Annotated in this window: 20 protein-coding genes; 16 read left to right on the top strand and 4 right to left on the bottom strand. The window is 38.1% G+C overall.

Annotated elements, in window-relative coordinates:
* Positions 1 to 76: 76 nt before the first annotated feature.
* From M3166_RS16440 to M3166_RS16410, 7 genes are all read left to right on the top strand, one after another.
* Positions 77 to 1285: a glycosyltransferase gene (locus M3166_RS16440; RefSeq protein WP_251690966.1), complete on the top strand. Its 1209-nt coding sequence runs from the start codon at positions 77 to 79 to the stop codon at positions 1283 to 1285.
* Positions 1251 to 1994 carry an HAD-IIB family hydrolase gene (locus tag M3166_RS16435; RefSeq protein ID WP_251690964.1) on the top strand — a complete coding sequence of 248 codons (744 nt, stop codon included), beginning with the start codon at positions 1251 to 1253 and terminating at the stop codon, positions 1992 to 1994. The genes M3166_RS16440 and M3166_RS16435 overlap by 35 nt, the downstream gene beginning before the upstream one ends.
* 163 nt (positions 1995 to 2157) lie before the next feature.
* Positions 2158 to 2499 carry a CotD family spore coat protein gene (locus tag M3166_RS16430; protein ID WP_251690962.1) on the top strand — a complete coding sequence of 114 codons (342 nt, stop codon included), beginning with the start codon at positions 2158 to 2160 and terminating at the stop codon, positions 2497 to 2499.
* Between the two features lie 173 nt (positions 2500 to 2672).
* Positions 2673 to 3755, top strand: coding sequence for a type III polyketide synthase (locus M3166_RS16425; RefSeq protein ID WP_435368092.1), 1083 nt, complete (start codon positions 2673 to 2675; stop codon positions 3753 to 3755).
* A 1-nt stretch (position 3756) separates the two neighbouring features.
* Entirely contained in the window at positions 3757 to 4299 is a 543-nt protein-coding gene (locus M3166_RS16420) for an isoprenylcysteine carboxyl methyltransferase family protein (RefSeq protein ID WP_427713776.1), read from the top strand.
* 199 nt (positions 4300 to 4498) lie between these two features.
* Positions 4499 to 5638 carry a zinc-dependent alcohol dehydrogenase gene (locus tag M3166_RS16415; RefSeq protein WP_251690956.1) on the top strand — a complete coding sequence of 380 codons (1140 nt, stop codon included), beginning with the start codon at positions 4499 to 4501 and terminating at the stop codon, positions 5636 to 5638.
* A 168-nt stretch (positions 5639 to 5806) separates the two neighbouring features.
* On the top strand, positions 5807 to 6448 hold the full coding sequence (locus M3166_RS16410; RefSeq protein ID WP_251690955.1) for a peptidylprolyl isomerase: 642 nt from the start codon (positions 5807 to 5809) through the stop codon (positions 6446 to 6448).
* Between the two features lie 25 nt (positions 6449 to 6473).
* On the opposite strand, the gene M3166_RS16405 is transcribed toward M3166_RS16410, so the two are convergent.
* The gene (locus M3166_RS16405) at positions 6474 to 7226 is read right to left on the bottom strand and encodes a DUF2268 domain-containing protein (protein WP_251690953.1); all 753 of its coding nucleotides are present in this window, start codon (positions 7224 to 7226) and stop codon (positions 6474 to 6476) included.
* 100 nt (positions 7227 to 7326) lie between these two features.
* Here M3166_RS16405 and M3166_RS16400 point away from each other — a divergent pair, with 100 nt between their 5' ends.
* Positions 7327 to 7572, top strand: coding sequence for a hypothetical protein (locus M3166_RS16400; RefSeq protein ID WP_251690952.1), 246 nt, complete (start codon positions 7327 to 7329; stop codon positions 7570 to 7572).
* 53 nt (positions 7573 to 7625) lie between these two features.
* Here the strand turns inward: M3166_RS16400 and M3166_RS16395 are convergent, their stop codons facing one another.
* Entirely contained in the window at positions 7626 to 8471 is an 846-nt protein-coding gene (locus tag M3166_RS16395) for a DegV family protein (RefSeq protein WP_251690950.1), read from the bottom strand.
* A gap of 523 nt (positions 8472 to 8994) precedes the next feature.
* On the opposite strand from M3166_RS16395, the gene mqo reads away from it, so the two are divergent.
* The 8 genes from mqo (at position 8995) to M3166_RS16355 (ending at position 16545) form a co-directional block, all read left to right on the top strand.
* On the top strand, positions 8995 to 10479 hold the full coding sequence (mqo, locus tag M3166_RS16390) for a malate dehydrogenase (quinone) (protein ID WP_251690948.1): 1485 nt from the start codon (positions 8995 to 8997) through the stop codon (positions 10477 to 10479).
* Positions 10480 to 10580: 101 nt separating this feature from the next.
* Complete coding sequence (locus M3166_RS16385) at positions 10581 to 11060, top strand: methylated-DNA--[protein]-cysteine S-methyltransferase (protein WP_251690946.1); 480 nt, start codon at positions 10581 to 10583, stop codon at positions 11058 to 11060.
* A 42-nt stretch (positions 11061 to 11102) separates the two neighbouring features.
* A complete protein-coding gene (locus tag M3166_RS16380) occupies positions 11103 to 11708 on the top strand; it encodes a class I SAM-dependent methyltransferase (protein WP_251690944.1) in 606 nt (201 codons plus the stop codon).
* Between the two features lie 240 nt (positions 11709 to 11948).
* Positions 11949 to 13163, top strand: coding sequence for an ABC transporter substrate-binding protein (locus M3166_RS16375; RefSeq protein ID WP_251690942.1), 1215 nt, complete (start codon positions 11949 to 11951; stop codon positions 13161 to 13163).
* 76 nt (positions 13164 to 13239) lie between these two features.
* Positions 13240 to 14115, top strand: coding sequence for a branched-chain amino acid ABC transporter permease (locus M3166_RS16370; protein WP_251690940.1), 876 nt, complete (start codon positions 13240 to 13242; stop codon positions 14113 to 14115).
* A 9-nt stretch (positions 14116 to 14124) separates the two neighbouring features.
* On the top strand, positions 14125 to 15063 hold the full coding sequence (locus M3166_RS16365; RefSeq protein WP_014822390.1) for a branched-chain amino acid ABC transporter permease: 939 nt from the start codon (positions 14125 to 14127) through the stop codon (positions 15061 to 15063).
* Positions 15060 to 15836 (top strand): ABC transporter ATP-binding protein, encoded by a 777-nt coding sequence (locus M3166_RS16360; protein WP_251690938.1) that lies wholly within the window; start codon positions 15060 to 15062, stop codon positions 15834 to 15836. Before M3166_RS16365 ends, M3166_RS16360 begins: the two co-directional genes overlap by 4 nt.
* 1 nt (position 15837) lies before the next feature.
* Positions 15838 to 16545 (top strand): ABC transporter ATP-binding protein, encoded by a 708-nt coding sequence (locus tag M3166_RS16355; protein WP_251690936.1) that lies wholly within the window; start codon positions 15838 to 15840, stop codon positions 16543 to 16545.
* A 150-nt stretch (positions 16546 to 16695) separates the two neighbouring features.
* Here M3166_RS16355 and M3166_RS16350 read toward each other — a convergent pair whose 3' ends face one another.
* The gene (locus tag M3166_RS16350) at positions 16696 to 17421 is read right to left on the bottom strand and encodes a DUF6904 family protein (RefSeq protein WP_251690934.1); all 726 of its coding nucleotides are present in this window, start codon (positions 17419 to 17421) and stop codon (positions 16696 to 16698) included.
* 51 nt (positions 17422 to 17472) lie between these two features.
* The gene (rluF, locus tag M3166_RS16345; RefSeq protein WP_251690932.1) at positions 17473 to 18177 is read right to left on the bottom strand and encodes a 23S rRNA pseudouridine(2604) synthase RluF; all 705 of its coding nucleotides are present in this window, start codon (positions 18175 to 18177) and stop codon (positions 17473 to 17475) included.
* Between the last annotated feature and the right edge of the window lie 235 nt (positions 18178 to 18412).

The raw sequence follows: 18412 nt of genomic DNA, 5'->3' as shown, positions 1-18412 counted from the left end.
AATAAAAATCAGCAAGACAGCAGTAAAGTTTTACAGCTATGATTTTCTGCTTAAGAACGAAAGGATGAGATTTCATTTGAGAAAGATATTATTTATTTCTGATCATGGCGACCCTTTAATTCCGCTTGGAAGTAAACAAGCAGGTGGACAAAACAACTATGTAAAACATTTAGCCCTGCAGCTTGACGGTCTTGGTTACAGTGTTGATATTGTTACACATTGGAGTGACGAGCAAAAGCCAGCTGTTGAACAGTTGGGTGAGCGTAGTAAAGTTTACCGCTTTGCAGGTGGTCAAAAAGGCTTTGTTGATAAGCGGCAGATGTTTACTTTACTTCCTCGTTTATATGAAGAAATGACAGAAGGACTGGATATTAGCAGTTATGATGTTGTTCATACCCATTACTGGTTGTCAGGAGTACTTGCATATAATCTGCAGAAAGAATATTCATTTTACTGGTGCCACACAAATCACTCCCTTGCAATTGCAAAAGAGCAAGGTACAGGGTTTATAGAAAGTAAGCGTAAGCACTTTGAGAAACTGATTATGGAACAAGCGGATGTAGTTATTGCTACTACTCCAAATGAAAAGAAGCAGATTGAAGTTTTTACAAAGAAAAAAAGCGCGGTATCCGTTGTGCCGGTAGGAGTTTCACCAGTGTATCTGGCATCTACCGAAGAAGAGAAACAAATTTCATTTCCGTACTATTTTTATGCCGGCCGTTTAGAAACGTCAAAAGGGATTTTTGATCTTTTAAAAGGATTCAGACAGATGCTGGAAATGCATGAAGTCCCTGATAACGTGAAGCTGCTTATTGCAGGTGGATGTCCGGAATCAGTTGATGTAAAGAACTATTGCCCTATAAGCGAACCGCTAAAGGAAGCAATCAAAGGAATGGAAGATCGAGTGTTATTCCTTGGCCCCAAAAAAGAAAAACAGTTAAAGAGTCTTTATTCAGGTGCATTAGCAACTATTATGCCTTCACATTATGAATCGTTTGGTATGGTAGCTGCAGAAGCACAGGCTTGTGGTTGTCCTGTAATTGCGACACATGTAGGTGGACTAAAAGATGTCGTTAAATCCGGAGTGACAGGTCTTCATGTACCTAAAGCTAATGTGCAAGAACTAAGCGATAGCATGGCGTATTTCTTAAAGAGCTCGCCTAAATTATTAAAAATGCGTCGTGATGCAAAACAATATGCGTTAAAAGAATTTAACTGGTCTCTTATTTCCCGCAAAGTAAAGGAGCTGTATGAACGAAAAAATGCTTACATTTCCTTACCTTAAACCTCGTGTTTTAGCAACTGATTTAGATAATACGATTGTTAGTGAAAAGGTTCCGCATACTGAATTGTGGGAAACGCTGGCACTTGAAAACACATCTCTTATATATATTACAGGAAGATATAGACAGTCCGCGATTGATTTAATCGAACGTGAACAACTGCCAAAACCGGACATTTTAATATGTGATGTTGGAGCTTCGATTTACCTTGGTCCCTCATATGAGCTTGATCAGGAATGGGCAGGCAACATTAAGCAGGAAGACTTTGAACAGGTAAAAACGATAGCAAAATCCATCGACATTGCCAGACAGCCAATAGATACACCATGGCGATTGGCCTATTTTGCAAGTAAAACGCAAGTTCAAATACTTAAGCAAGCAATCAATCAACATAATTTAGCAGTTGATCTTATTTTCAGCAGTGAAAGAGATGTAGATATTTTGCCTGCAAATATTAATAAAGGTGCTGCTCTGAAATATGTACTTAACAAATGTCAGTATGATGGGGAGGTTGTTGTAGCCGGAGATTCCGAAAATGATCTCAGTCTTTTCAATCTCGGTTATCCTGCGATTGCAGTTGGAAATGCATGTGACGCAATATTGGCATTATCGGAAAATGAGCATATCCATTATGCAAAAGGACATGCATCAGCCGGTGTAAAAGAAATATGGGAAAAACTTTCCACGCCACTATCACAAAAGATTCAATAGGTTTTTACTAGACAATTACTTTCCCGACGTTACTTCACTATTTTTATAGATAACTGCATAATTTTTAAAATTTGTTTCTTAACAATAGGCAAGTAAATAGGTTATTCCGAATTCCTTTCATAAGTTAGTAGAGATACATCAAGATGAAGGAAGGAGGATAAAATTGGCTAATAGAAACTGGTTTAATTCATTTAATGATGAAAGAGGTCAATCGTTTTTCAATAATGCACAGCAATTGCCAACGCAAACAGGACCAACTCAATATGCATCACCGCAAATTTCACCAACGAGACAATATGTTCAAAGAAACGTATCAAACACGGTGGTACCACATGTACATCCATCACATTTAACAACGGTCAACCAACATTATATTAACAACCAACACTATTTCCCTCATACACAATCTGTTGTGAATGAGTGTTTCGAAACTAATACGATGTGTGGAACACCGTTTAGACCGCATGGCGGCGGATGTGGTTGTTCAAAACGAAGAGGCTGGTAAGTCATTTTTCAATCGTTATGGCTAATGTTAATAAAAATGATAGTAGCACCGTCCAGTTAATGGATAGTGCTATTATTCATGGGCAAAAACACAAAATTTCCAGCTATTTCAGTATATTTTTTGGGCTTTATCAATACATTGAAAGAAAATAACTCATATAAGGAGAAATTACTATTCCAAAAATCGCTTCAGTAAGTACTCATACACCGCCTTTCACATTAGCTCAGACGAACATTGAGCAATTGACGAAAGAGCTTTTCCAACATAAAATTCCAAAGTTAGAACGGTTATTAAAAGTTTTTGAGAATGGTGAAATAAAGACACGTAATTTATGTGTTTCACCGGACTGGTATCGCGAAGACCATACATTTGAAGAACGCAATGAACTCTATATAAAACTGGCTACCGAATATAGTGTTGAAGTTATAAAAAAGTGTTTAACAAACCGATCCTTTTTACAACAAGATCTATCTACCGAAGACATAGATGCCATTATATTTATTAGTAGTACAGGCATTTCTACGCCAAGCATTGATGCTCGTGTTATGAATATTCTTCCCTTTTCCAATGAAATAGTTAGAATCCCAATATGGGGGCTAGGCTGTGCAGGGGGAGCGGCAGGTATTAGTAGGGCGTATGACTATTGCAAAGCACAACCTAACGCAAAGGTGCTTGTCGTGTGTGTTGAGCTATGCAGTCTTACATTCCAGAAAGATGATTATTCTAAAAGTAATCTTGTAGGCACTTCATTATTTGCTGATGGAGCTGCTTGTGCCCTTGTATGCGGCGATGAAGTTGAGCTAGAGCAAAATGTACCGGTACCATATATTAAGGGGCATGGCTCAAAGTGGATGCCGGATTCTGAAGATGTTATGGGCTGGGATGTAAAGAATAGTGGTTTGCACGTTGTATTTTCAAAGAGCATTCCAGTCATTATTTCAAAGTGGCTTGGACCGTTTATTTATGAATTTTTAAATAAGCATGATGTATCTCCTGAGCAAATTGAGAATTTTGTAGCACATCCTGGTGGAAAAAAAGTGTTACAAGCTTATGAGGAAACATTGAATTTAACAACGGAACATACAGATGTTTCACGTGAAATATTGCAAAAAAATGGAAATATGTCTTCTCCGACAGTTCTGTATGTTTTGGAACAATTTATGCTAAATGAAAATAGAGCGGATACTTTAGGGCTATTGGTTGCGTTAGGGCCTGGTTTTAGCGGAGAAGTAGTATTATTGGAATGGAGGGAGTAAGCTGGTTTTTTATATTGTACTAGCTTTTGTAATTATTCAAAGATTAGTAGAGCTGGTTGTAGCAAAGAGAAATGAAAAATTAATGCTTGCTAAAGGAGCATATGAAGTAGGTGCTTCTCATTATCCATTCATGATATTACTGCATACGAGCTTTTTTGTAAGCCTCCTTATTGAAGTAGTATTTTTCAGTGAACAATTTACACCGCATTATATTTGGCTCGTTTTATTTTTATTGTTGCAGATGTTAAGGGTTTGGTGTCTAGTTTCATTAGGATCTTTCTGGAATACGAAAATTATTATTTTACCGGGAGCAAATGTAGTAGCGAAGGGGCCGTATTCTTTTATCCGTCACCCAAATTATTTAGTTGTATGTTTAGAAATTGCTGTACTGCCTCTTATGTTTCAGGCATACTTTACAGCTATTTGTTTCACTATTTTAAATTTCATTATCCTGTCTATTCGCATTCCGATGGAGGAAAAAGCGCTAAAAGAAGGGACAGACTATACAGCTTATTTGCAACGAAATAATGTTAAACAGCCGTAATATAAAGGGCACTAATCCAATTTGAACTGCTCCCCAATTGTTAGACACACCTAACAATTGGGGAGCAGTTTTTTCTGTCCGTCGATCGGCTAAGCAATAGTTGGTTTTATGTATATTTTTTGTGCTGGGGGGTATATAACCTACAGAATTACTTTACCGAAGTTTAATTCTAATACTTTATCCAACAGGAGGGGTCTTTTTGAAAGCAGTAACGTATCAAGGTGCCAAAAAAGTAGAAGTAAAAGAAGTTCCGGATGCAAAAATTGAAAAGCCAGATGACATTATTGTACGTATTACCTCAACGGCAATTTGTGGGTCAGATCTCCATATTTACCGCGGGGCAATGCCAGCAAGGGAGGATTTTGTAATTGGACATGAACCAATGGGAATCGTGGAAGAAGTCGGACCTGACGTAACGAAAGTTAAAAAAGGGGATCGTGTTGTAATTCCTTTTAATGTCGCTTGTGGCGAATGCTTTTATTGTCAAAATCAGTTGGAAAGCCAATGCGATAATGCAAACGAAAATCCGTCGATTGATTCGGGTGCATACTTTGGATTTACTGAGCGCTACGGTGACTTCCCGGGCGGACAAGCGGAATATTTACGTGTACCGTACGGGAACTTCATACCATTTAAAGTACCAGACAACTGTGAACTAGAAGATGAGGCATTACTGTTTATATCTGATGTATTGCCGACTGCCTATTGGAGTGTAGAAAATGCGGGGGTTAAAAAAGGCGATACGGTCATTGTGCTAGGTTCAGGACCAATCGGCTTAATGGTACAGAAATTTGCATGGATGAAAGGTGCGAAGCGTGTAATGGTAGTAGACCCTTTAAGCTATCGTTTAGAGCATGCGAAACGCACAAACAATGTAGAAATATTTAATTTCGATGATTTTGATGATGTAGGTAATCATCTACATGAAATTACCCATGGCGGAGCGGATGTAGTTATTGACTGTGTGGGTATGGACGGGAAAATGTCTCTTGTAGAAAAGGCACAGCAAAAGCTGAAACTTCAGGGGGGGACACTGAGCGCAATTGATGTTGGTATAAAATCGGTTCGAAAGTTTGGTACCATCCAGCTGACAGGTGTGTACGGTTCAGTATACAATATGTTCCCGCTAGGCAATATTTTTGAGCGTAATGTAACCGTGAAAATGGGTCAGGCACCAGCGATTCATTACAGTCAAATGCTTTATGATATGGTTGCTGAAGGGAAGATTGATCCAACTGAAATCATTACCCATAAAGTACCGCTATCTGAGGCAAGTGAAGCTTATAAGAAATTCCATGATCATGAAGATCAGAGTATTAAATTTATTTTAAAACCATAGTATTTCCTTTCCTGTGGAAATTTGAATAATAACGTTCTCTACAACACCTAAAACATTGCAGTTGCAATGGATTAGGTGTTTTTTATTGAAAACACTGCTTCCAATTGATGCTCTTATTTATACTTCCGTAGTATGATGGAATTATGTTGGAAAAGGAGATGAATTTGAGTGAAGAAGTTTTATCAAATAGTTTTATTTACAGTGCTAATCGTCATTTTAGCTGCATGTGGTAAGGAAACGGCGGAAAACGAAGAACAGGAAACCACTGTAAATTATGCTGAAAAAGTTACAGAAAATCCAATTGTTACGATCACAATGGAAAATGATGAAAAGATTGCTATTGAGTTAGAGCCAAGAACAGCTCCTAATACAGTGGCCAATTTTATCTCCCTTGTAGAAAATGGGTTTTATGATGGACTAATTTTCCATCGTGTCATTCCCGGTTTCATGATACAAGGTGGAGACCCGGATGGTACAGGTATGGGTGGACCTGATTATGCAATTAAAGGAGAATTTACCTCAAACGGATTTGAAAATACGTTAACACACGAGCGAGGTGTAATCTCGATGGCTCGTTCCCAAGATCCGGACTCGGCAGGCTCACAATTCTTTATAATGACGGAGCAAGCCACGCATTTGGATGGTGACTATGCAGCATTCGGCAAGGTAACTGAAGGAATGGAAACAGTTGATGAGATTGTTGCTGCTGAACGCGCGAAAAATGATAAACCGCTGGAAGATCAAAAGATAAAAACAGTTGAAGTTGACACGAAAGGCTTTGAATATCCGGAGCCAGTCGTTCAAAAATAATATGTAAGGGAGTAACCGTAAATAATTATTCGGTTACTCCCTTTTTCCATCCTGCACCTTCTAATAAATAAAGTGAAGGCATAGAGAGCAGTTGTTTTACATCATAAGGACCTTTCTTTTGTAAAAAGGCTTCAACTAATCGATACCCGGTACAATACCCAATCCAAGGGGGTAAATTTAATGCCGAGTCCCCGAATAAAAAGGCTTGATGTTCATGCAAACCTGACACATGCAATGCTTGGGTGAAATGAGTATCCCAATAACTTAATACTTCCTCCATGGAATACCGTTTCGTCCATGAACTTAAAGCATACTCTCCATATAAGCTTTCCACCGCATGCTCGGCCAGTCCCTCCATAAGCAATGAATCAAGTAATGTAGGGGGTTCTATTAAAAACCTGCGCCTGCAAATATGATGATATTCATGGGTAAACAGTGCATGAAGTTCTTTTATTGTGACGCGAGGGGATACATACAAACAAATGCCATAAGGGTAGGCAACACCATTTTTTACAAATCCGTTTTTTATTGGCAAAATGGCAACAGGTATATCCGGACCGTTCCATAAAAGTATTAATTCCTCTAAAAGTCTTTTTGATATTTGCCAAACATCCAATGTTAAGCGGAGTTCCTCATGTTGAAGCAGCCCCTGCTGTAAAAGTTCAAATTGAACGGCCTCAGGTGGAAATCGAGGGAAAATGGATTGGATGATTGGATAGGCTGCCAGCTCACGATGCTCCGTTTTTTCAAACAATAATTTTGTATCCAGAATGGGCATAATTTTCTCCTTTTTCTTAGTGTATGAATTAGACGAAGCGCTCGTATGTGCGAATTGCTTGAACATATAGTAGAAAAAAGTAAGGAAAGGAGTGAAATAGATGCATCCAAAAGAGGCGTATGATTTATGCTGCAAATATCAGGGGAAGCGGGTAAGGATTACAGATAATCAAGGTAATCTGCATGTAGGTAGGATTACACAAGTCGATAATCGCCAAGTATGGATTATGCCCGATAGAAATGGTTATGGTATTGGATTTTGGGGCTTTGGCGGGGCTGGATTTGGTTATGGCATTGCTTTAGGAGCGATTACCGGTATTGCACTTGCAGGGCTTTTTTTCTTTTAAGTAAAAAAAGCTGTCTAGAAAGTAATTTTCTAGGCAGCTTTTACAATGTATACTTATTGTCCCGTAAAGAAAATAGCAATTGTTCCTCGACCGACATGTGCACCGATTACCGCACCAATTGTTGTGGTTTCAATTGCTTTCGGGTGTAATGAGTCTGCAATTGCGGCTTTTATTTCTAGCATTAATTCCTCATCATTACTGTGGGAAATACCGACAACTTTATTCGAAAAGTCTCCTCCACGTTCTTTCATAAGGGCAATCATACGTTGCGTAGCCTTTTTAAATCCACGTGTTTTTTCTATTGGTACAAGCTTGCCATCATCCATATTTAAAATAGGCTTAATATTAAGTAATCCACCCATAAAAGCACTCGCTTTTGAAACACGGCCACCTTTTGCTAAGTGGTTTAAATCGCCTACTGTAAACAGATGTTCCATTGAATTGGCCATTGTTGTAAGTTTTTCAACGGCTTCATTAAACTCAATATCAAATTTATTTAAACGTACGGCTTCTTTTACTACTAAGCCTTGACCATAGGAAGCACATTTCGTATCAATAACTTCTAATTTCAAGTTCGGATAACTTTCCAATACTTGATTTTTTGCCAAAATTGCTGTTTGGCATGTACCAGACAGTTCTGATGAAAAGGCAATATAAACTCCTTCTTCACCGGATTTTGCTAGTTCCTCAAAAGCGTTAATAAATACTTCTAATGAAACTTGTGATGTTTTAAGTTGCTCACCTTCAGCAATTGCCGCGTATACTTGGTCAGTTGTGATGCCAATAATGTCATCATACTCAACACCCTTCACTAATACGCGTAACGGAAAAAGATGTACTTCTTCATTATCAAAAAATGATTTCGGTAAGTCAGAACCACTATCCGTATAAATTTTCATAAACATCCCCCTTATCTCACTCAGATTTGATTTTAGTTTTAATTTAAATTATGAACTATTTACATTTGTCATGTATTTCTTATGATAACTGTACTTATAATATAGTTTATGCAAAGAGCGATGCCTACTATTCTTACAAAATATTGCCGATATTTCAAGTTGATATTAATAGAAATTCCATTTAATGAAAAGTAGAGGCTTCTCATTGTAGCATAACTTAAAATAGACGAAATAGTTAGAAAAAAGTTGTTAGAAAATAAGGAAAACATAAATAAATGATTTTAAGCTTCTGCAAAATATGCTCATAAATGTTTTACCTTTGCTCGCTAAGGACAACCTTTTCACTTGCTGGCGAAGTCGCAGTTTGTATATATTTTAATCTTTTCACAATTGTGTTACACTACAATAAGGTAATAAATGATATAGAATCAATGGAATCGTCTCCTATATAGGGTTGTCGATAATAGAATAGAGCGCTTACATTATTCTAAAAATCTTAATATATATGTAAGGGAAGGTAAAAATGAGTAACAAGCATATCAAATCAGACGTTATCTTAATTGGTGCCGGAATTATGAGTGCTACTTTAGGTACAATGCTTAAAGAATTAGCACCGGATTGGAAGATCAAAGTATTTGAGAACTTAGCTAAAGCTGGTGAAGAAAGCTCTCACGAATTAAACAATGCCGGAACTGGGCATGCCGCTTTATGTGAGCTTAACTACACAAGCGAGAAAAAAGACGGAACAATCGATATTACTAAAGCGATTAACGTTAACACACAATTCCAAGATTCACTACAATTTTGGACACACTTAGTTAACACAAAGCAAATCGAGAAACCGGAAGAATTCATTATGCCACTGCCACATATGAGTATGGTACAAGGTGCTAGCAATGTCGAGTATCTTAAAAAGCGTCATGCAGCAATGACAGCGAACCCATTATTCGAAGGTATGGAATTCTCAGATGATCCTGATACACTTAAACAATGGATTCCTTTAATTATGAATGAACGTACTTCAAGTGAACCAATTGCTGCAACAAAAATCGATTCTGGTACGGATGTTAACTTCGGGGCGTTAACTCGTACGTTAATCTCGAACTTACAAAAGCAAGATGTAGATGTAAACTACAACCATAATGTTTTAGATGTTAAACGTTTAAAAGATGGTTCTTGGGAAGTAAAAGTTCATAACAAAGAAAACAGTAAAGTTGAATATCACACTGCGAAATTTGTATTCCTTGGAGCTGGTGGTGGTAGCCTTGAGTTACTACAAAAATCTGGTATCCCTGAATCAAAACATATCGGTGGATTCCCGATCTCTGGTTTATTCTTAGTTTGTAACAATGAAGAAGTAGTGAACCAACACCATGCGAAAGTATATGGTAAAGCAGCGGTTGGTGCACCACCGATGTCAGTACCACACTTGGATACTCGTTATATCGATGGTAAAAAATCATTATTATTCGGACCATTTGCAGGCTTCTCTCCGAAGTTCTTAAAAACAGGTTCAAATATGGATTTATTTGCTTCAATTAAACCACATAACTTATTGACATTACTTGCTTGTGGTGTGAAAGAAATGTCATTGAGCAAATATCTAGTTTCTCAATTAGTTCTTTCAAAAGAAGCACGTATGGAGGAATTACGTCAATTCATTCCTACTGCTAAGTCAGATGACTGGGAAATCAGTGTTGCAGGTCAACGTGTTCAAGTTATTAAGGACACAGACGCTGGTAAAGGTACACTACAATTCGGTACTGAAGTTGTAACTGCACATGACGGTTCTATTGCAGCATTATTAGGTGCATCTCCAGGTGCTTCTACAGCTGTATCTGTTATGTTAAAAGTAATCAACCAATGCTTCCCAGAAGAAATGAAAGCTTGGGAGCCTAAGATTAAGGAAATGATTCCATCTTACGGTGAAAACTTAGTTGAAAATACAGAACTTCTAAAAGAAGTACATGAAACAACAACGAAAGCTTTAGGTTTAAACAAAGCATAATTGTTAATAGGAAGAACCTTTAATCATTGTCGGATTAAAGGTTCTTTTTTTAATAAAGAAATTACGCTATAGTAAATTTGGAGAAAGGAAGGAGGCATATGATGTATAAATTAGATTATGTTTCACCAATAGGTGTTATTGAAATTGCAGGAAGCGAACATTTTATAGCATCGGTATTATTTGCAGAGCGAGAAGAAATTCTAAACTTCCCAACTAATGATACCCCTCAGCTTTTATTAGACTGCAGAATAGAACTGGAAGAATATTTTAAAGGCCAACGTAAAGATTTTTCGGTACTTTATAAATTACAGGGAACAATGTTTCAAACATCAGTATGGCAAGCATTAACAACCGTTCCTTACGGGAAAACCGCTTCTTATAAAGAAATTGCCCAACAAATTGCAAATGAAAAGGCGGTCCGCGCTGTTGGGATGACAAATAGCAAAAATGTCATAAGTATTATCGTTCCATGCCACCGGGTTATCGGTCAAAATGGAAAACTTACAGGGTATGCAGGCGGTTTATGGAGAAAACAGTGGTTACTTGAACATGAGCTTAAATACAGCTTCAATTTAAATTAACGTTATAGTAACATAAAATTTTGAAACTAGTGAGGTGAACGAATGAACGAACAGCAATATGATCATATGCTAAACATCCAAACGACCGGTTATCAATACGGTTTTCCTAAATTAGCAAAGTACCATCGCTATGAACCAACACCATACAGCGGACTGGAGCAATTATTCGAATGCTACGAACTGCCAGCTAATCCACGTTTTCTAGATATCGGCTGCGGGAAAGGGCGAGTGCCTATTTATATATATCATCGCTTCCATATTCCCGTTATAGGTATTGAAATGGATCAGAAGTTTTTTACGGAAGCCGAGCATAATGCAGAGCAGTATTTAAAAAAAGTAAAGAAGAAGCAAGCACCGATTCAATTTTTGAATATCATTGCCGAAACATATGAAATTACAAAGCACGATAATGTCTTTTTCTTCTTCAACCCCTTCTCAATACATGTGTTTCGTGAGTTTATAAAGCATGTTATGGACTCCATCATGTCATATCCGCGCATGGTAGATATTATTTTATATTATCCATCCCCTGACTATATGGATTATTTACAACAAGAGCAGTCACTTCATTGCTATTTAGATATAAAATTACGACATGAAAAAAATGAAAATGAACGTATCGTCGTTTTTCGGATTCCGGAGAAATAAACGGCGTTTTTTATTATCAGAAAATAGTAGACTGTAAATTTAAAATACATAAAATTAACAGAATAATCGTACTAGACTAATAATTGGTATTCGATTACAATACAGAAGTTGGAATAATTGTTTATATTATTCTCGTAGATTTATTCTGAATATTGAAATTTAGATTGTGCGAATGTAGGGTATTGGTTATAATTATCAGAAATATCAAACATTTGTAGTATGACTAAGGGGGAAATGATGATGACAAATCACAAAAAGACAAAAAAGTATGGTTCATTATTCATGGCAACAGCTTTATTAACAGGGGTGTTAGCTGGATGCGGTGATGATACCTCTAGTTCTTCAGGATCAGGTGGTGGCGGCAGTAATGCAGCAGGCGACACAATTAAAATCGGAGCCAACTTAGAATTATCAGGTGCTGTAGCTTCATACGGATCATCGATTAATGATGGAGCAAAATTGGCGATTGAAGAAATTAATGCAGCAGGCGGTATAGATGGAAAAAAACTGGAGTACATTCCAGTCGACAATAAATCAGAAACTGCGGAAGCAACTTCTGCTGCCATGAAATTAGCAGAACAGGAAAAAGTAGTGGCAATGTTAGCGCCGGCTACTTCAGGGAACTCCGTTGCAACAGTACAAATCGCAAGTCAGCATAAAGTTCCGATGGTGACAGGGTCAGGTACTGCACCAAATGTAACAGTAAACGATGACGGAACAGTAAATGAATATGCATTCCGTACTTGTTTCATCGACCCATTCCAAGGGACGGTAGCAGCAAATTTTGCGACAAATGAACTACAAGCTAAAAATGTGGCAATTTTCGCGGATAATGCTTCAGATTACGCAAAAGGTTTAGCCGCATCATTTAAGGAAACTATTTCTGCAAATGGTGGTTCGGTAGTCGCAGAAGAGGCGTATGTTGCAAAGGACGTAGACTTTAAATCTCAATTAACTAATATTAAAGGGAAAAATCCTGATTTCATTTTCATCCCTGGCTACTATGAAGAAGTAGGGATTATCGTAAAACAAGCACGTGAATTAGGTATTACCGTTCCGTTAATGGGTGCTGATGGTTGGGACTCGCCAACACTAATTGAATTAGCGGGTGCTGATGCGTTAAATAATACATTTATTACTAACCACTACTCATCTGAAGATCCGGATTCAAAGATTCAGGACTTCGTTACAGCATTTAATGATGAGTACAGCAAATCACCGAATGCTTTCCATGCACTAGGTTATGATTCGATTTACTTTATCGTTGATGCGATTAAGCGTGTAGATGGAGACATTACAGGCGAAGCAATTCAAAAGCAGCTTGCAGCAACGAAAGATTTAAGCTTAGTAACAGGTACTTTCACAGTTGACGAAAACCACAACCCAGTAAAATCAGCAACAGTTCTAGAATTCGTAGACGGCAAACAACAGTTCAACTCTAAAGTTAATCCTTAATTTTTTACGAGTAAGGGGGGCGGAACTAGCCTCCCTTTTTTTTCATACATTAATAGAGAAAAAAGGAGTGAACTGTATGGAATGGATCCAACAATTAGTGAATGGTATTTCGCTAGGTAGTATTTATGCACTAATCGCACTAGGCTATACGATGGTATACGGAATTATTAAGCTCATCAACTTTGCCCATGGTGATGTTTTCATGCTTGGTGCTTTTATCGGCTTTTATGCCATTGCACGTTGGGAAATGAATGTCTTTTTAGCCCTTATTATCGCGATGATATTATGTGCTGTCATTGGAGTAATAATCGAGCGTGTCGCTTATAAACGACTGCGTAATGCAACTCGGATCGCAGCCCTTATTACGGCAATTGGTGTCTCACTGTTAATCGAGTATACGGTAATTTTCTTTAGAGGCCCTTCTCCAGAGGCGTATCCGAATGTATTTACAACGAAGAATATTGAAATTTTCGGTGCACAGATCAGTACACTGGCGATATTCATCTTATCTGTTTCGATTTTCTTAATGATCTTATTACAATTCATTGTTCATAAAACAAAAATCGGTAAGGCGATGCGCGCCGTATCCCATGATGCAGATGCAGCTCGCTTAATGGGCATTAACGTAGATAATACAATTTCAGCCACATTCGCAATTGGTTCTGCACTGGCAGGAGCTGCGGGCGTAATTTTTGGTATTTACTATACACGTATCGATCCGCTAATGGGGATTATGCCTGGTATTAAAGCATTCATTGCCGCTGTTTTAGGTGGTATTGGTATTATTCCGGGAGCAATGGTAGGCGGTCTTGTACTAGGGGTTGTTGAAACAGTTGTTTCGGCACTCGGATATTCATTATGGCGAGATGCAGCCGCATTTGTCATCCTGATTTTAATTCTAATATTACGTCCAGCGGGTATTTTCGGTAAAAATACGCGCGAGAAAGTGTAGGTGAACAGCATGAAAAAATCGAAAATCTTTTGGGGTTATGCCGTCCTAGCACTTGTGATTTATGCAGTTGTTCAATTATTGATTTCCAACGGTGTTATCCAGTTCTACTATCAAAACATGTTCATCGCAATGTGTATTAATGTTATTTTGGCGGTAAGTTTACATGTCATTATCGGGGTTACAGGTCAGTTCTCAATAGGGCATGCAGGTTTCCTGGCTGTCGGAGCTTACATATCGGCTATTTGTACAATGAAATTTGGCATGCCATTTATCACAGCCATTTTAATTGGCGCTATTGTCGCAGCACTTGCCGGATTGCTTGTAGGAATTCCTTCACTTCGTTTAAAAGGCGACTACTTGGCGATTGCTACGCTAGGGTTTGCTGAAATTATTCGAATTGTATTTGTGAATACGGACTATGTAGGTGGTGCAGCAGGCTTGCAAGTTGCCCATCAGTCAACATGGACATATGCATTTTTTGCGACATTCATTACAATTCTCGTCATCTCGAACTTTACGAATTCACGGCATGGTCGTGCGTGTATTTCCATACGTGAAGATGAAATTGCGGCTGACGCAATGGGCATTAACACAACCTATTACAAAGTTGTCGCATTTGCAATCGGTTCGTTCTTCGCTGGAGTGGCGGGTGCTATCTATGCACATAACTATTATATTATTCAGCCGACAGCATTCGGGTTTTTAAAGTCATTTGATATTTTAATATTCGTCGTATTGGGCGGTTTGGGCAGCTTATCCGGTTCTGTAATTGCTGCGGTATTGCTAACATTCGTTTCTACGTATTTACAGGACTTCCCGGAAACGCGGATGATCATTTACTCACTGATTTTAATATTAGTTATGCTTTATCGACCTACAGGTTTATTAGGTTCAAAAGAAATCACAGCATACTTCAAGTTTGGTAAAAAAGGAGGTACTCGCGTATGAGCAGTGCACTTCTAAAAGTAGAAAAGCTAGGTATTCAGTTTGGGGGTTTAAAGGCTGTTCAAAATGTAGAAATGCATTTGAATCAAGGAGAGTTGATAGGTTTAATCGGCCCGAATGGCGCAGGGAAAACAACCACATTTAATATGCTGACAGGGGTATATACACCAACGGAAGGGACAATTCTATTCAACGGAAAAGCAATTGGCGGCCTGGATCCATATAAGGTGACACGCCAAGGTATTAGCCGGACATTCCAAAATATTCGCCTATTTAAAGAGTTATCTGTACTGGATAATGTAAAGGTCGCTAACCATGGATTGGCAAAACATAATTTAGTTTCAAGCATTTTCCGTTTACCGAGTCACTTTAGTGGCGAAGAGAAAATGGAACAGGAGTCCTTGGCATTCTTGAAAATTTTTGGACTTGATGTATACCGGGATGAGCTTGCGAAAAACTTGCCTTACGGAATGCAGCGTCGCCTGGAAATTGCCCGGGCATTGGCTGCTGCACCAAAGCTATTATTGCTGGATGAGCCTGCAGCCGGAATGAATGCAAAGGAAACACATGATTTAATGGAGCTTATCGCCTTCATTCGGAAAGAATTTGATTTAACAATTTTATTAATCGAACATGATATGAACTTAGTTATGGGTATTTGCGAACGGATTTACGTGCTTGACCACGGACAATTAATTGCTGATGGGACACCTGAAGAAATACGTTCAAACCCTAAAGTAATTGAAGCGTACTTAGGTGAGGAGGTTACAGAATAATATGCTAATAATCAATGATATCGATGTTTTCTATGGTAATATCCAAGCATTAAAAGGAATCTCCCTCGAAGTAAAAGAAGGTGAAATTGTTACACTGATTGGTGCCAATGGAGCAGGGAAAAGCACATTACTAAAAACAATTTCAGGTTTACTGAAACCAAAGCGCGGTTCAATTGAATATTTAGGTGCGGCAATTGATGGAAAGCCGGCACAATCGATTGTAAAGGCAGGAATCTCACATGTACCTGAAGGTCGTCGTGTATTCTCAAATATGACAGTGGAAGAAAATCTGGAATTGGGTGCCTATTTACGAAATGACAAAGAGGCTATAAAAAAGGATTTAAATCATGTATTTGAATTATTCCCTCGTCTGTTAGAACGACGCAAGCAGCTTTCAGGTACGTTGTCAGGCGGTGAACAGCAGATGCTTGCGATGGGCCGGGCTCTAATGGCTAAGCCAAAGCTGATTATCATGGATGAGCCATCAATGGGTCTTGCTCCGCTCATGGTAAAAAACATCTTCAACATTATCGAAATGGTCAACAAAGAAGGCGTGACCGTACTGCTTGTAGAGCAAAATGCACATATGGCATTATCCGTTGCCCACCGTGCCTATGTTTTGGAAACAGGCAAAATCGTACTGACAGGTTCAGCAAAAGAACTACAGGAAAGCGATGAAGTAAGAGCCGCTTATTTAGGCGGATTATAAATTAGGATGGGGAAAGAAGCAGTTTCTTCCCTGGGAAAAGTGAAGAGAAACAATAAGAGACGGGTTACAGCAAAAAACCACCATTTTCCTCTCAAAGGGAAATGGTGGTTTTGGTTTTAGATGCGGTATCTTTATAGGCCCCTACAAAGGCTACCAAACGATTGTATCCTCTTCTGGATATTTAAATGTAAGCTCGACTTCATGGAAAGATTGCTTTGAAATACTTGTCACCCCTAAAAGCTGCTGAATGAGTACTTTATACGTCTCATCCTCTGTTAAAAAGCGTAAAGCAAACGATGTAATATGTGTTGCACGTTCCTCTTTAGTTAATGATAAATACTCCAAATTTAAAATATCAACATACTGTGTTGCATACTGATGGAACAAAGGTGATTTTGTATGAAGCCTCGTTAAAAATGCTGCGTAATGCTCCTTTGTCATGAAAGAGGCGATCGCGTCAGCAACAAGTGCTTGGAATTTACGAACCGATGTAACAGCGATGCTCCACTCTGAATTATTAATAGTCTGTTTATAAAGAGAAATGAAATCATTTAATGCCAGTGCTGCAAAAACAAGCTCAGGTAATAAAAAATTTACCCCGTAATAAATATTTCGCTCAGGGATAATGGCATTCATTTTCTTTTTCGTCTCTTTATTCATACCATTTGGCACGAAATCAATATGGTGTTCACCTTTGGAAGCCTGGCGCATTTTCAAACAAAATGATAATAAGCGCTGTCTTACACCCTCATAATGAAAGTAGCGCTTTTCTTCCCCAATCACTTCATAAATTGCATGAATAATATCATCTAAATCCCAATAATCTCCACTTACCGTTAATCCTGTTAAGTTTTCAGTTGGTTTAATTGTCAGCATGATGATACCCCCTTTGCATATAAAGGAATGTTCACAATAGGAGAACATTCCTTATTGCTTTGGTGTGTAGCTCAGTAATTGGAACAGTTCATTTCTTTCTTTATCTGTAAGGTCACGCCACTGTCCGACTTTTAAATTCCCGATATGAATATTCATAATACGAATGCGCTGTAATCGCTGTACAGAATAGCCAAGAGCAGAACACATACGGCGAATTTGACGATTTAATCCTTGCTCTAAAATAATTTTAAATACTTTTGAGGAAACCTTTTCTACTCGGCAAGGTAATGTCGTTGTATCTAAAATTTCCACGCCCGAGCTCATGTCACGAATAAATTGATCGGTAATCGGCTTGTCTACCTGCACAACATATTCCTTTTCATGGTGGTTTTCTGCTCGTAAAATTTCGTTGACGATATCTCCATCATTCGTAAGAAGCAGTAATCCTTCTGAATCCTTATCCAGTCGTCCGATATGGAAAATACGGAGCGGGTGGTTTATAAAATCCACAACATTTCCTTCGATATGCTTTTCCGTTGTACTCGTAATTCCAACAGGCTTGTTCAGTACAATGTAGACTAATTCTTCCTGTCTTTTTACAGGCTTGCCATCAACTAATACTTCATCGCCTGTTTCAACTTGGCTGCCGTTTGTCGCAACAACCCCATTAATTTTTACACGGCCGTCTTCTACCCATTTATCTGCACCGCGACGGGACACGATGCCTGTTTCTGCTAAAAATTTATTGATTCTCATAATTTTTCACCTACTAATAGAATATCTTCAGTATACATGAGTTTATCTGTAATTTTGTAATACTTCGTTCAAAATGACGCTTGATTATATAATGAACAAACTTATCTTTACTGGAATTTACCCATTTTATACATTTTTATTATAGTATTCTCTTCATTTTCAGTATAACAGAGTAGAGAATAATAAAATAATCAGAAAATTGTAGTTTAATATTTGAAATGATTCCACTTTTCTG

The organism is Solibacillus isronensis, from assembly GCF_023715405.1.
Lineage (GTDB): Bacteria > Bacillota > Bacilli > Bacillales_A > Planococcaceae > Solibacillus > Solibacillus isronensis_B.
The sequence above is the reverse complement of the archived record's forward strand: the minus strand, read 5'-3'. Positions and strand labels throughout refer to the sequence as shown.

Coding starts and splice junctions, on each gene's coding strand:
- M3166_RS16400 (WP_251690952.1), top strand. CDS start 7,327: ATGCATCCAAAAGAGGCGTATGATTTATGCTGCAAATATCAGGGGAAG.
- M3166_RS16380 (WP_251690944.1), top strand. CDS start 11,103: ATGAACGAACAGCAATATGATCATATGCTAAACATCCAAACGACCGGT.
- mqo (WP_251690948.1), top strand. CDS start 8,995: ATGAGTAACAAGCATATCAAATCAGACGTTATCTTAATTGGTGCCGGA.
- M3166_RS16405 (WP_251690953.1), bottom strand. CDS start 7,226: ATGCCCATTCTGGATACAAAATTATTGTTTGAAAAAACGGAGCATCGT.
- M3166_RS16355 (WP_251690936.1), top strand. CDS start 15,838: ATGCTAATAATCAATGATATCGATGTTTTCTATGGTAATATCCAAGCA.
- M3166_RS16360 (WP_251690938.1), top strand. CDS start 15,060: ATGAGCAGTGCACTTCTAAAAGTAGAAAAGCTAGGTATTCAGTTTGGG.
- M3166_RS16435 (WP_251690964.1), top strand. CDS start 1,251: ATGAACGAAAAAATGCTTACATTTCCTTACCTTAAACCTCGTGTTTTA.
- M3166_RS16350 (WP_251690934.1), bottom strand. CDS start 17,421: ATGCTGACAATTAAACCAACTGAAAACTTAACAGGATTAACGGTAAGT.
- M3166_RS16395 (WP_251690950.1), bottom strand. CDS start 8,471: ATGAAAATTTATACGGATAGTGGTTCTGACTTACCGAAATCATTTTTT.
- M3166_RS16370 (WP_251690940.1), top strand. CDS start 13,240: ATGGAATGGATCCAACAATTAGTGAATGGTATTTCGCTAGGTAGTATT.
- M3166_RS16385 (WP_251690946.1), top strand. CDS start 10,581: ATGTATAAATTAGATTATGTTTCACCAATAGGTGTTATTGAAATTGCA.
- rluF (WP_251690932.1), bottom strand. CDS start 18,177: ATGAGAATCAATAAATTTTTAGCAGAAACAGGCATCGTGTCCCGTCGC.
- M3166_RS16375 (WP_251690942.1), top strand. CDS start 11,949: ATGACAAATCACAAAAAGACAAAAAAGTATGGTTCATTATTCATGGCA.
- M3166_RS16365 (WP_014822390.1), top strand. CDS start 14,125: ATGAAAAAATCGAAAATCTTTTGGGGTTATGCCGTCCTAGCACTTGTG.